Origin of the sequence: uncultured Psychroserpens sp. (assembly GCF_947501425.1) — a bacterium.
GTDB lineage: Bacteria > Bacteroidota > Bacteroidia > Flavobacteriales > Flavobacteriaceae > Psychroserpens.
In genome coordinates this window covers 47,071-59,593 of record NZ_CANMVN010000007.1, presented here as the reverse complement: position 1 = coordinate 59,593, position 12,523 = coordinate 47,071, and the positions used below count along the sequence as shown (strand labels likewise).

Below are 12,523 nucleotides of genomic sequence, written 5' to 3'. Positions count from 1 at the left end.
TCAATCTTTTTCTTTTGCGAACCAAACCCAACATTGGCTCGTGGTTATAAAAGCGGACGTGAAAAAAGCAATCATATAGATGTCAAAATCTGAGGCTATGATCCCGAAAGAACAAATACCAAAAGCTATTATAGCATAGTATGGGTAAAAGGTTTTAAATATGGCTTTGTTGCCGAAAGTTTCAGATTTTCTAAGCCAAAAAATCGGACAAATACTACCAATAACTACAATGGTAACTACAAAGAATATTGGAATTAACGATACAAACATAATGGGCATCAAGCCTATGTCTTTCTCTTCAGTAGCAATGATTATCCAGAAAATGACTGCAGCTATCAGACAAGATTTTGAAAGATTACTTGGGAGATTCATAGCAATGTTATAGAGATTTATCGTTTTCAGTTAAGTAAAAGTCGGCATAGGCCTTTTCCTGCCAGCTTCGCTCTTCAGTACGTTGTAAGTAAGTGGCATATTTTTTATCAATCCTGTTATAATAATTAGAGCTTAGTTCAGCTTTCTGACTGTATTTTTTGAGCAGTAATGCGTTATTTTCAGATAAGCCAATAAGGTAATCCAGATCAAATGATTTGGCATGATTAAGATTGTATGAAGTAATGGCATGGTCCCAATTAATGCTACTAAAACCAATAAGAGCGATAAAAGCAATTTGAGTGTTTCTTCGGAATAAGAATGCCATATTTTTAATGCTCAATACTTTAATAAATGTTGTAATGAGCCCAATAAATGCCAGCAGAATATAAATATGAACACCAATACGTTTGTAAGTCAGACCAAAAGCGGTAATATAATTATGATTTTTAATGGCTATAAGAACAATTAAAAGCGCATTGAGGATGATCCACGTATAAGTGAGGTATTTAAGAACTTTATTCTCTTTGTAGAAGTTAAGATTACCTCTAAAAACGTAAAGAATGATGATAATTGCGATTATTATTGAGGAGATAAGGGTATTAATACCACTGTGAACCTGACTGGAAAAAACCGAAGCTTTTACAGTTTGATTGGTCATTAAATACGAAATATCGGTTACTATGTAGAAGACAATCAAAAGATTTAATAATCCTATAAGTGTGGTTCCTAATTGCTTCTCTTTTTGGAGTTTTTCTTCGGAAAAATCATCCGATTTGAGTAATTCATTCTTAACATTTAAATCTGTTGAGGTTGCAGGCTCCACTCTAATGGGTTTAGAGATATTACTGAATAAATAGTAACCCAATACAGAGAATAAAACCCATTGTACATTGATAAAACTAAAATCAATTTTAGAGATCAAATCATTAAACACTGGGTTTCCATTTTTATATAGAAGAACAAACATAATGACAAAAAACAATGGGATGCCAATGAGTTTAGTCCAATGCAGTACATCAATATCCTTGTTCCATTTCACTTTTGTTTTATCCTCATCAACTTGAATGTTTCTATGGAAAAACCCAGCTATTGTGGTATACAAACCATTTAGCCAATTGACATAGATAGATGTATTGCTTTGAGAGACTCGACCTACCAAAGTGAAAAAGGCAACACAGTTGGCAATGATTGATAGATATGAATGCTGAACAAATACAAATACAGCAGTGAGAAGGTAAGCAAGTGTAAATAGTAGTACTGTTTTGTCTTTAAATTTTACAGGATTATATACACCTAAAAACACGATGGTAATAATTGAAAAAATGGACAGATTCAAACCAATATACTTTTCAAAAAAAAGTAAACTGAATAGAAATGATGCGATGATGACTGAAATTTGTTTCATAGTATAAATTTTAAAGTACTTTGAAATTCAAAGTGATGAGATAAAAAAAATAGGTGTCAGTATGTTGTTTGATTTAAAGATTTTATTTCTTTTTTATAATTTGATGGTAATAGTATGGCTTTTATTATGTTGTCTAGTTTCAACGATCTGCTGAGTTTGTAAATTGAAATTAGCGGACTCAAAAAGGAGATACTTCTTAACTTTAAAAGTTTAGTTACTGCTTTAGGAACAATTAAACTCTGTGATTCGAGTAATAATCGATATCTTAAAAACCCTAAGTGTTTCCGGTATTGTTTGTATAGGTCTTTTGTAAATTTTCCATTATAAAGGTTTTGTTTGATATGCTCATGTCTCATGATTTTGAACGCCTCGTAATCATTAGGTAAATCTTGAATGTGCATTCGTTTTCCAACGTCCATAAAAACATTAAAGACATCCTGTCTTTCATGAGTTTTTAATTGACGTTCGAGTATTTCATAAGATCTAATCGAGTAGTCTATAAGCATGAATAGAACATCTCTATATGCCCATTGAGGGATTGATTGTCCGCGTTTTTTCTCTACTGAACTATGTATCGTATTAATTCTATCTATGGCTGTGTATGCCATTTGCTTTTCTGAAAATACAATGGCTCTTGCATAAGACACAGTAGAAAACAATCGACCTAAAGGATCTTTAGGGAGCTTACCTGTAAAGTAAAGCCAGTCTACAACTTTGTTGAGTGCAAATTCAGCTGAAGCACCAGCAAAAATGAGGAGTATGGTATCGCTTTTTCCCCAAATCTCTCTCACTATCGAATGTTTGTCTACAAAATGTTTCATTTTTCTTTTTTTTACTTTGAATTTCAAAGTGAATGCATAAAAAAATATATACTTAGTTATTGTTTATTAATTAGTTTTTCAAGTGCTTCAATGTGTTTTTTAAATGCTGCTCTACCTAATTTAGTAGTAGAGTAGCGTGTGTTAGGTTTTCTACCTATAAATTGTTTTTCAACTTTAATATATTCGGCATTCTCTAATGCTTTTGTGTGACTTGCCAGATTGCCATCGGTAGCACCAAGTAATTCTTTCAGCATATTGAAATCGGCATATTCATTAACCATTAAAATGGACATAATACCCAATCTAATTCGATGGTCAAATGCTTTATTTATGTTGTTGATGATGCTCACGCCTCTGGTTTCAGATTAATAGTTCAAAGTTATGCAAAGGATAACTTATTTTAGTCTATCGTACTTAAAATGCATAATTGTTCCGTAGAAAATATGGCAAACTCCAAATCCTAAGGCCCAAAAGAACAATCCGTATCCTAAAAAGTAGGTAGAGATCAATCCAATAACAATCATTGTCAATCCTAAATATCTAATATAACCCAAGGTGTATTTACTCGCATTAACACATGCCAAACCATAAAATATCATGGTGAGAGGCGCTATAAAAGGATAAGCATCTTTTTCCAACAATAGCATGATAAATGTTCCACCTGTAACTAAGGGAATCATAAAATTAATAATGAGCCGTTTTGAGGTGGAATCCCACATACTTTCGCTTTGCTTTTTTGCTTTCAGGTAACTTAAAATGATACCAGTTACAATAGACATCACAACAACAGTCATGGCCACAATAAAAATGTTAGTTAAACCATCTTCAGTAATGATTAATGTTCTGTAGCCATCAATGGTTACAATATTGTTGGCGTAGATGATATTATAACCGAAATAAGCACCAATAAGTGCATAGATGCCTGCCAGAATTCCAGAAAGCCCACTAATGGATAAAAATCGAGATGATTTATTCATCATGGTCTTGATCTCAGATATGTCTTTTAAATAGTCTTTTGATTCCATTATAAAGTACTTTGAAATACAAAGTAAATAAAATAAGTTGAATAAAACAAGTTAAACCTTTCATAAACCTATTTGGCTGGAATAATTTTGAAATCGATTGCTGCAGTGAAATTATGATAAATACCAAGCACTGTTTTACGATTTGAATTAAAAGGGATTTTGGTCACGTACTTGCCGTTTTTCTTCTCAAAAAATAACTTTTTTGAAGTGCTAAATTCAGAAAACGCATAGTAATAGTTATGAGTTGGATCGATAGCATCAAATGTAATTTCTATGAAGTCTTTTGATTTTATCTTTATAAGTCCTTGTGTTTTCTCCTTAAGTTTCAATCCAGAATCGTAGTAAGTTTCATAAAACAATGGTTGGTAAAAGTAATCGGCTTTATCTAAAGGGTTTTTTAATAACTGCCATTTTTTATCTTTCGGGAAATGTGATAGGATAAGATCTTCTGGAGCGATAAAAAAATAAGTATCTCTAAAGTTGAACCGCTCTGGAACTTCTTCTTCGCTACCAGTTGACCAAGTCGCATCAACAAGCTTCCATTCATTTTGTATTTTGACAGCATTCCATGCATGATTGGTATCGTTTCTTATTCGTCCAATTTCCGAAGGATTAATTCTTGCAAAACCACTAATGACTTCAGTTTCTATTCCTAATTCTAAAAGTGTAAACTTAAATAGTTGTGCATAGCCTTCACAAACGGCGAGTTTACGTTTTAAAGCGCGTTCAGCATATTTTTTTTCCATTGCTAGAAGCTTATGCTTATAATCATCTTCTGTGGTCACCTCAATAGATTTATAGCCATTTGAACCATTCCTTCGAGATTTATAGTCGTACACAATATGATTTGCAATCCAATAGTATACTGCTCTGGTTTTATCAAGATCTGTATCAAAATCTTTTGCTACTCTATTTGCAAAATAGTTGATGGATCTGAATTTATCAGGATAGTTGCTTACAATAGAATCAACATGGTTATAGTTCTGGGAATAGCTAATAAAAGCTAAAAGAAAGGTAAGTGTTAACAAGAGTTGCCTCATAACTTAAAGATAATAATTATATTTATGGAATAACAATAAATTTTCAGAAATAATGATGGGACTTCTTTTAACTATAGCCAATATTGCAGGTGGTCTTTTACTTGGCCTTGCTACACTAGATAAATGGGATGGAGAAAGTAATTTTTTTAATAAGATAGCTGGGTTTTTAGCACCTTTTCAAACCATTATTGGTGGAGCACTTATCGTGTTAGCTGTATTGAAATTTTGGAATGGTGTTTTATATAATGTTGTAAGTATTTTAGGTGGAATTTTACTTTTAGCACACTCTATTGGTAAAGTGCCTGCTTTGGGTGATGGTCTAAAAAAACTATCTGATAAATTAATGCCATTTAAGGCCATTATTGGAATTGCACTTTTAGTATTTGGTATTATTAGATTATTCTAGTTTGTTTTGAATCCAGCAGAGGCGTACATATTAAAACAGCCTGAACCTTACAGGTCAATTTTAATGCATCTACAGATACTTATTGAGCATACGTTTCCTGATGCTGAAATGAAGTATAAATGGCGAATTCCTTGTTACTATGTCAATAATCGCCCAATATGTTATCTCAATCAAAGTAAAGATTATATAGATGTTGGTTTTTGGCATTCGGCACATTTGAAAAAATATACCGAGTTTATGGTCTCCGAAAAGCGCAAAGTAGTAAAGTCAATGCGTTATAAAACCTTAGAGGATATTGATGATGAATTGTTTATTAATATTCTGAAGGAAGTTGAAAAGCACAAGAATAAGTCGTTTTTAAAGTAGTCTTTATAAGTCTTTGTAGACAATGTAATTTTCAAACACCATCCCTTTATGTGATTTTTTCTGCTTCTTTTCTACTTCGTAAAAGTGAGAGTCAAAAAAATCAAGTGCAGTAATACTTACATCAGATTTGATGGTGTCAAACCCATTAATTGACACTCTGGATTCCATAATTCTTAGTAATTTAGAAGCGATGGTTCTTCGTTGAAAATCTTTGTGGACAAATAAGCCATCGAGATAGTAGCCTTTGGTTAAATACGAAAAACCAACAATGGTGTCTCCAACTTCAGCAACAATAAAATAGAATGTCTTGATACGCTCTTCCCATTTGTCAATGTCATCTGCGCCAGATGCCCAAACTTCAATTTGCTTGTCGTTATAATCTCTACTATTTACAGTTCTAATCGTATCTCTAAAAATTGATGTAATCTCTGGTATATCGTCCAGAGTGGCTTCCCTAATTTCGATGTCGTCTATCATGATTTATAAACTATTAACCGTTTTTCTAATGGCAACTAAATTGGTCAATAAGTGCTCAAGGTTATCCAAATGCAGCATGTTTGCGCCATCACTTTTAGCATTTGCTGGATCAAAGTGCGTTTCAATAAATAGACCGTCTACATTATTTACAACACCTGCTCTGGCAATTGTTTCAATCATATCTGGTCGTCCGCCAGTGACACCAACACTTTGATTTGGTTGTTGTAATGAATGAGTGACATCTAGAACCGTAGGTGCAATAGCTCGCATAGTTGGAATGCCTCTAAAGTCTACAATCATATCCTGATATCCAAACATAGTACCTCGATCTGTAATCCAGGCCTTATCACTACCAGAATCTTTAACTTTTTGCACAGCGTGTTTCATGGCTTCCGGACTCATAAATTGTCCTTTTTTTAAATTGACCACTTTACCTGTTTTGGCAGCAGCAACAACGAGATCAGTTTGACGAACCAAAAAGGCAGGAATTTGTAATACATCTACATATTGAGCAGCGCGTTCTGCGTCAGAAGATTCATGAATATCTGTAACTGTTGGGATATCAAAAGTTTGTGAAACTTTCTGGAGAATTTTTAGTGCTTTTTCATCACCAATACCCGTAAAACTATCAATTCTACTTCGGTTAGCTTTTTTAAAACTTCCTTTGAAAACATAAGGAATTTCTAATTTATCTGTGATGGCTATGACTTTTTCTGCAATACGTAGTGCCATATCTTCACCCTCGATAGCACATGGGCCACACAGTAAAAAGAAGTTATTAGAATTCGTATGCTTTAGTTTAGGAATATCTGATAATTGCATCTGCTTAAAATTTCAATTTCAGCTGCAAAGATACATATTAAAAGCTTCTATTCATGCTATTTCTTATCATCCATAGTGCCATAACAAAGTTAGCGAGTACAAATAATCCGCCATAAGCAATGATTTCTTTTGTTTGTACAATATTAAGCACGTCAGAGAGATAAGCCAAAATCATGTAAGATGATAGACATACGAATGTTATTCCTAATGAAAAATTAAGTTTTCTATTTGGTTTAATGATTTGCCAAAGAAAAGGAATGCCAAACAACAGTATTGGATATGCTGTAAGTCCGTTACTTCTATTAACATCAGTAAACCAATATACAATTACCGCTAAGAAATAGAGGTAGGGTACAAATTTTGAATATTTGTTAATTTTTTCCATCTGTTAGGGTTTCAGATGTAAATGGCCCAAATGGCTGGTTTGGGAGGCTATTTACTATTAATCATTTATGTAACGAAAGATACGAACAGAAATTATATATATTTATCAGAATAACATTAAATTAACTAAAGATTCTGAAATTTTAACATTAAAAACAGAGCTGATTGAAATAATTAATTATCAATGTGTTAGGCTAATTTGGTAGTGTTAATCAATCTTCTTGTAGGAAATTAGGTTCATCATCTTCATTAATTCTTCCATAATAAAAAAATACCGAGAAATTAATGTACCTTTGCACGCTTAAAATAAGGCGTCTATTATGACTAATATTAAAAACATTGCAATTATTGCACACGTTGATCACGGTAAGACTACTTTGGTTGACAAAATCATGTATCATTGTCAGTTATTTCGTGAAAACGAAAACACAGGAGATTTAATTCTCGATAACAACGATCTTGAAAGAGAAAGAGGTATTACTATAACCTCAAAAAACGTTTCTGTTATTTACAAAGACACTAAGATCAATATCATTGACACTCCTGGTCACGCCGATTTTGGAGGTGAGGTTGAGCGTGTACTCAATATGGCAGATGGTGTATTGTTATTAGTTGATGCTTTTGAAGGTCCGATGCCACAAACACGCTTTGTATTACAAAAGGCCATTGACCTTGGATTAAAACCATGTGTAGTAGTTAACAAAGTAGATAAAGAAAATTGTACTCCTGACGAAGTTCATGAAAAAGTATTTGACTTAATGTTTGAACTTGGAGCAGAAGAATGGCAGTTGGATTTTCCAACAGTATATGGATCTGCCAAGCAAAACTGGATGAGTGAGGATTGGCAAAAGCCAACAGATAATATTGAGCCACTTTTAGATATGGTAATTGAGCATATTCCTGCTCCCAAGATTGAAGAAGGAACTACTCAGATGTTAATTACATCTTTGGACTTTTCATCATTTACTGGTCGAATTGCTATTGGACGTTTAACTCGTGGAGAATTAAAAGCAGGACAGAATATTTCTTTGGTTAAACGCGATGGAAGTATTGTGAAATCTAAAATAAAAGAGCTCCATACCTTTGAAGGATTAGGACGTAAGAAAGTTGATGCAGTTCAAGCTGGAGATATTTGTGCTATTGTTGGTCTTGAAGGATTTGAAATTGGTGATACCGTTGCCGATTGGGAATCACCTGAAGGATTGAAGACCATTGCTATTGATGAACCAACTATGAGTATGTTGTTTACAATTAACGACTCTCCTTTCTTCGGAAAAGATGGTAAATATGTAACCTCAAGACATATTAAAGAACGTTTAACTAAAGAGTTAGAAAAAAACTTAGCACTCCGCGTTGAAGAAACGGATAGCGCAGATAAATTCATGGTTTTTGGTCGTGGTGTATTACACTTATCGGTTCTTATCGAAACCATGCGTCGTGAAGGTTATGAACTACAAATTGGTCAGCCACAAGTAATCATCAAAGAGATTGATGGTGTAAAATGCGAACCTGTTGAAGAAATGACAATTGATTTACCTGAAACGGTTTCTGGTAAAGCTATTGAAATGGTAACCATGCGTAAAGGTGAAATGTTAAGCATGGAAGCTAAAGGCGAACGAATGGTATGTGAATTTATAGTACCTTCAAGAGGTATCATTGGTTTGCGTAATCAATTGTTGACAGCTACTGCAGGTGAAGCAATCATGGCTCACCGTTTTAAAGAGTATCAACCGTTGAAAGGTGGGATTCCTGAGCGTCAAAATGGAAGTTTAGTATCAATGGAAAATGGTCAGGCCATTCCTTATTCAATAGATAAATTACAGGATAGAGGTAAATTCTTTATCGATCCAGGTGAAGATATTTACGAAGGTCAGGTGATTGGAGAAAATTCGCGTGGTGATGATATGACAGTTAATGTTACTAAAACCAAAAAGTTAAGTAATGTACGTAGTTCTGGTGCAGATGATAAAGCTAAGATTGTACCTGCTATTAAATTTTCTTTAGAAGAAGCTCTTGAATATATTCAGAAAGATGAATATGTTGAAGTAACACCTAATCATTTGAGATTACGTAAAATTTACCTTAAAGAGGTTGATAGAAAGCGTAATAAAGCGATATAACATATGATAACAAAAAAGGAATCACTAATGGGATTCCTTTTTTTTGTTATGAGTTTTTCTATATTTACAAAAAGTTAAAAATGATACATTTCTTATATTTTGATCCAGGACTTGGAGCAATGATTATTCAGGCCATTGTAGCAGCAGTAGCAGGAGTTGTATTATTTTCTAAAAACTTAATGTTTAAGATCAAATCATTTTTAGGAATTACTAAACATGATGACGAGGTATTTGATGACATTGATGTTAAAGATTCTGATATAGAAAGCAAATCGCATAGTGACAACCAACAATAGACATTCTTCATCGTTTAGAGATCCTTCGGGTTTTATTTTTATTGACCAAGGTGTAGTTAAACGGTCTATTTCTCCTCTTTATTTTGAACAGTACCAAGCTCTTAAATCCAATGGAGTTTTCAAAAAATTACATAATGCCGGTTTATTAATTCCTCATGAAGAACTATCCGTTTCTGATAGTGAGATTATTATACAACCTGAGCAAATTCCCTTTTTTACATATCCTTACGAATGGAGTTTTATTATGTATAAGGCTGCCGCGTTACTCACACTTAAAATTCAAAAATTTGCATTAGAACAAGGTTTTGCTTTAAAAGATGCTTCAGCATTTAACGTGACTTTTTACGAAGGTCGCATGGTGTTTATAGATACCTTATCTTTTGATTTTTATACTGAAAATACGCCGTGGAGAGCCTACAAGCAATTTGTATCCCACTTTTTAGGACCATTATTACTAGCCAAGTATAATGGAGTTGAATCATTGAAACTTATGAATACGTTTATGGACGGTATTCCTGTAAAAATGATAGCTTCAATGCTTCCGTTTAAAACAAAGCTAAATCCTTTCTTATATTCAAATATTCATTTGCTAGCTAAATATGAACACAAGCATAATGAAGATTATAAAGGAGTTTCTAAAGTTAGTAAGTTGTCAAAAAAGGCACAATTAAATATTATTACCAGTCTTTACGATTTTATAAAGAAAATGTCTTTAGATGAGTCCAGCGAATGGGGTAACTATTACGACAAAACAAATTATGCTAATGACGCTTTTGATCAAAAGTCAACTATTATTGATGGTTGGGTTAAACAACTAAACACTAACTCAGTTATTGATATAGGCGGCAATGATGGGACCTTTGTTAGAAAAATACATCATAATGTAAAGCAAGCCCTAGTTTGTGATATTGATAACAATGCTGTTGATGCTAATTTTAAGACTTTGAAAATCAACAAGGAAACATACATGTTGCCTTTTGTATTTGATGTGTTAAATCCCTCAGCAAATATTGGATTCAATAACAAAGAGCGCGATTCATTTTTAAAACGGATACAGCGTTACGCACCTGATGTAACTATGGCTCTGGCTGTCATTCATCATATGACATTGAGTGGAAACATTCCGTTTGAATTATCGGCTCAGTTCTTCTCAAGTTTTTCAAAATATCTGATTATAGAATTTCCAAAGCGTGATGACTCCTGGGTTCAACGTTTGTTAAACACTAAAGGAGAATTTAAGGCTCATTTCGATTTTTACAATATTAAGCATTTTGAATCCTGTTACACTAGGTACTTTGATGTGATTGAAAAGGTTAGCATTGACAATTCTGAGCGTGAGATGTTTTTATTAAAATCAATTCATGATTAAAAGACTAACTAAAATAAGGGAGCAAATAATTGCATTTGCTTCAAGAAGTGATGCTGGTGCTATCACAGCGGCTATTGCTGCTGGTTTGTTTCCTGTGCTTTATTATTACAATCACAATTTCTTTTTTGTCAATTCGTGGGAGCAATTAGGGTTTTTTCTAGTTAATTTCTTAGGAATTCCAATTGTTGTTTTTGTTCTGATAAAGGGCTTATTTGAAAACGTGAAACTACTCAAGGTCTATTCAAAATATAGTATTCCAATTCTGAATTTTATCACTTTTTCTGTTTTAATTGTGATAAGCACCAAAGGGTTTCATACAAAATACCTTCTATTGGCAATTGTTGGGTCTGTAATTGTAAGTTACTGGTTATGGAAATACATTAATAAAATTATAGTATTTCAATATTTATTGGTCTTGGTTGTAGCTTTTAAATTAGTGCCAAAGCTATATGGTCAATTGACGTACTCCAGAGATTGGATGGTACAAGAAGATACTATAGAGCAAGTACAGTTTAAGAAAACACCAAATATATATCTTATTCAGGCAGATGGTTACACGAGTTTTGGTGAGCTAAAAAGAGGACATTATAATTATGATAATTCTAAATTTGAAGCCTTTTTGAAGACATCGGGATTTGAGTTATATCCAGAGTATAGAAGTAACTATTATTCTACATTAAGTTCTAATATGTCATTGTTTTCAATGAAACATCATTATTACAACAACCCTAAAAAACATTCTAGTGAAGTGGTAAATGCCAGAAGCATAATTTCTGGAGATAATCCGGTTGTATCTATTTTTAACACTAATAATTACCATACATCTTTACTTATTGAAAAACCTTATTTATTGTGTAACAGACCAACGCTTTATTATGATGAGAGTAACATAGATTATTCCGATTTACCTTATTTGGCAAGAGGTTTTGAAACAACTATTGACATTTATAAGGACCTGGAAAATGCTATAGATTCTAATGCGTCAACTAACAATTTTTATTTTGTTCAAAAAATGCTGCCTAGGCACATTTCAGCATTTAAACGCAATTCTATTGGAAAAGAAAAAGAACGTAATAGGTATTTTAAGAATCTCGAAGCTGCTAATGAATGGTTAACAAAGACTGTTAATATGATCAATTCTAAAGATCCTAATAGTGTAATTATTATCATGGCTGATCATGGTGGTTTTGTAGGTTTAGAGTATTCAACTCAATGCAGAACCAAACAAACAGATCCAGATATTATAAAATCTGTATTTTCGTCTGCTTTAGCAATAAAGTGGCCAGATGCAAATGCCACACCTCATATAGAGTCTGGGGTGAACCTATTTAGAGTTCTATTTTCTTACTTAGGTGAAAATGATAGCTATTTGGATCATCTGCAAGACGATAAAAGCTTTTTAATTATTGATGAAGGTGCACCTTATGGCGTCTATGAGACTATAGATAATGAAGGAAATGTAGTATTTAATAAAGTAACTAATTAGTTTAAACCCTTTTCAGTTGTTAAATTAGCAACATAAATATAAACACAGACTTATTTTCAATATAGAGATATACCAACCTAATAAGCTAGAAGAATGGAATGCATTTGTATCTCATTCTAAGAATGCTACGTTTT

15 protein-coding genes are annotated in these 12,523 nt (G+C 32.9%); 6 read left to right on the top strand and 9 right to left on the bottom strand.

What is annotated here, in order from left to right; translation table 11 throughout:
- From Q0951_RS11555 to Q0951_RS11530, 6 genes are all read right to left on the bottom strand, one after another.
- Entirely contained in the window at positions 1-372 is a 372-nt protein-coding gene (locus Q0951_RS11555) for a hypothetical protein (RefSeq protein ID WP_299337023.1), read from the bottom strand.
- 7 nt (positions 373-379) lie between these two features.
- On the bottom strand, positions 380-1,777 hold the full coding sequence (locus Q0951_RS11550) for a DUF4173 domain-containing protein (protein ID WP_299337021.1): 1,398 nt from the start codon (positions 1,775-1,777) through the stop codon (positions 380-382).
- Positions 1,778-1,833: 56 nt separating this feature from the next.
- A complete protein-coding gene (locus tag Q0951_RS11545; protein ID WP_299337019.1) occupies positions 1,834-2,598 on the bottom strand; it encodes an oxygenase MpaB family protein in 765 nt (254 codons plus the stop codon).
- Positions 2,599-2,654: 56 nt separating this feature from the next.
- On the bottom strand, positions 2,655-2,948 hold the full coding sequence (locus Q0951_RS11540; protein WP_299337017.1) for a transcriptional regulator: 294 nt from the start codon (positions 2,946-2,948) through the stop codon (positions 2,655-2,657).
- 45 nt (positions 2,949-2,993) lie between these two features.
- Positions 2,994-3,623 (bottom strand): hypothetical protein, encoded by a 630-nt coding sequence (locus Q0951_RS11535; RefSeq protein ID WP_299337015.1) that lies wholly within the window; start codon positions 3,621-3,623, stop codon positions 2,994-2,996.
- A gap of 68 nt (positions 3,624-3,691) precedes the next feature.
- A complete protein-coding gene (locus tag Q0951_RS11530; RefSeq protein ID WP_299337013.1) occupies positions 3,692-4,663 on the bottom strand; it encodes a transglutaminase domain-containing protein in 972 nt (323 codons plus the stop codon).
- Between the two features lie 52 nt (positions 4,664-4,715).
- Here Q0951_RS11530 and Q0951_RS11525 point away from each other — a divergent pair, with 52 nt between their 5' ends.
- The gene (locus tag Q0951_RS11525; protein ID WP_299337011.1) at positions 4,716-5,069 is read left to right on the top strand and encodes a hypothetical protein; all 354 of its coding nucleotides are present in this window, start codon (positions 4,716-4,718) and stop codon (positions 5,067-5,069) included.
- Positions 5,070-5,075: 6 nt separating this feature from the next.
- Positions 5,076-5,435 carry a DUF1801 domain-containing protein gene (locus Q0951_RS11520; protein ID WP_299337009.1) on the top strand — a complete coding sequence of 120 codons (360 nt, stop codon included), beginning with the start codon at positions 5,076-5,078 and terminating at the stop codon, positions 5,433-5,435.
- A gap of 3 nt (positions 5,436-5,438) precedes the next feature.
- Here Q0951_RS11520 and Q0951_RS11515 read toward each other — a convergent pair whose 3' ends face one another.
- The 3 genes from Q0951_RS11515 to Q0951_RS11505 are packed head-to-tail and all read right to left on the bottom strand — an operon-like array spanning position 5,439 to position 7,119.
- Positions 5,439-5,912 carry a GNAT family N-acetyltransferase gene (locus Q0951_RS11515; protein ID WP_299337008.1) on the bottom strand — a complete coding sequence of 158 codons (474 nt, stop codon included), beginning with the start codon at positions 5,910-5,912 and terminating at the stop codon, positions 5,439-5,441.
- 3 nt (positions 5,913-5,915) lie between these two features.
- Complete coding sequence (gene kdsA / locus Q0951_RS11510; protein ID WP_299337006.1) at positions 5,916-6,734, bottom strand: 3-deoxy-8-phosphooctulonate synthase; 819 nt, start codon at positions 6,732-6,734, stop codon at positions 5,916-5,918.
- Positions 6,735-6,771: 37 nt separating this feature from the next.
- Positions 6,772-7,119, bottom strand: a complete 348-nt coding sequence (locus Q0951_RS11505; protein ID WP_299337004.1) for a hypothetical protein — start codon at positions 7,117-7,119, stop codon at positions 6,772-6,774.
- Positions 7,120-7,438: 319 nt separating this feature from the next.
- Here Q0951_RS11505 and typA point away from each other — a divergent pair, with 319 nt between their 5' ends.
- From typA to Q0951_RS11485, 4 genes are all read left to right on the top strand, one after another.
- Complete coding sequence (gene typA / locus Q0951_RS11500; RefSeq protein WP_299337002.1) at positions 7,439-9,238, top strand: translational GTPase TypA; 1,800 nt, start codon at positions 7,439-7,441, stop codon at positions 9,236-9,238.
- Between the two features lie 80 nt (positions 9,239-9,318).
- Positions 9,319-9,534, top strand: a complete 216-nt coding sequence (locus Q0951_RS11495; protein ID WP_299337000.1) for a hypothetical protein — start codon at positions 9,319-9,321, stop codon at positions 9,532-9,534.
- Entirely contained in the window at positions 9,518-10,903 is a 1,386-nt protein-coding gene (locus tag Q0951_RS11490) for a class I SAM-dependent methyltransferase (protein WP_299336998.1), read from the top strand. The genes Q0951_RS11495 and Q0951_RS11490 overlap by 17 nt, the downstream gene beginning before the upstream one ends.
- Positions 10,896-12,389, top strand: a complete 1,494-nt coding sequence (locus Q0951_RS11485; protein WP_299336997.1) for a hypothetical protein — start codon at positions 10,896-10,898, stop codon at positions 12,387-12,389. The genes Q0951_RS11490 and Q0951_RS11485 overlap by 8 nt, the downstream gene beginning before the upstream one ends.
- The last annotated feature ends 134 nt before the right edge of the window (positions 12,390-12,523 follow it).

Excerpts from the sequence above, each read along its gene's own strand:
- Q0951_RS11555 (WP_299337023.1), bottom strand. The coding sequence starts at position 372 with ATGAATCTCCCAAGTAATCTTTCAAAATCTTGTCTGATAGCTGCAGTC.
- Q0951_RS11550 (WP_299337021.1), bottom strand. The coding sequence starts at position 1,777 with ATGAAACAAATTTCAGTCATCATCGCATCATTTCTATTCAGTTTACTT.
- Q0951_RS11545 (WP_299337019.1), bottom strand. The coding sequence starts at position 2,598 with ATGAAACATTTTGTAGACAAACATTCGATAGTGAGAGAGATTTGGGGA.
- Q0951_RS11535 (WP_299337015.1), bottom strand. The coding sequence starts at position 3,623 with ATGGAATCAAAAGACTATTTAAAAGACATATCTGAGATCAAGACCATG.
- Q0951_RS11530 (WP_299337013.1), bottom strand. The coding sequence starts at position 4,663 with ATGAGGCAACTCTTGTTAACACTTACCTTTCTTTTAGCTTTTATTAGC.
- Q0951_RS11525 (WP_299337011.1), top strand. The coding sequence starts at position 4,716 with ATGATGGGACTTCTTTTAACTATAGCCAATATTGCAGGTGGTCTTTTA.
- Q0951_RS11515 (WP_299337008.1), bottom strand. The coding sequence starts at position 5,912 with ATGATAGACGACATCGAAATTAGGGAAGCCACTCTGGACGATATACCA.
- kdsA (WP_299337006.1), bottom strand. The coding sequence starts at position 6,734 with ATGCAATTATCAGATATTCCTAAACTAAAGCATACGAATTCTAATAAC.
- Q0951_RS11505 (WP_299337004.1), bottom strand. The coding sequence starts at position 7,119 with ATGGAAAAAATTAACAAATATTCAAAATTTGTACCCTACCTCTATTTC.
- typA (WP_299337002.1), top strand. The coding sequence starts at position 7,439 with ATGACTAATATTAAAAACATTGCAATTATTGCACACGTTGATCACGGT.
- Q0951_RS11495 (WP_299337000.1), top strand. The coding sequence starts at position 9,319 with ATGATACATTTCTTATATTTTGATCCAGGACTTGGAGCAATGATTATT.
- Q0951_RS11485 (WP_299336997.1), top strand. The coding sequence starts at position 10,896 with ATGATTAAAAGACTAACTAAAATAAGGGAGCAAATAATTGCATTTGCT.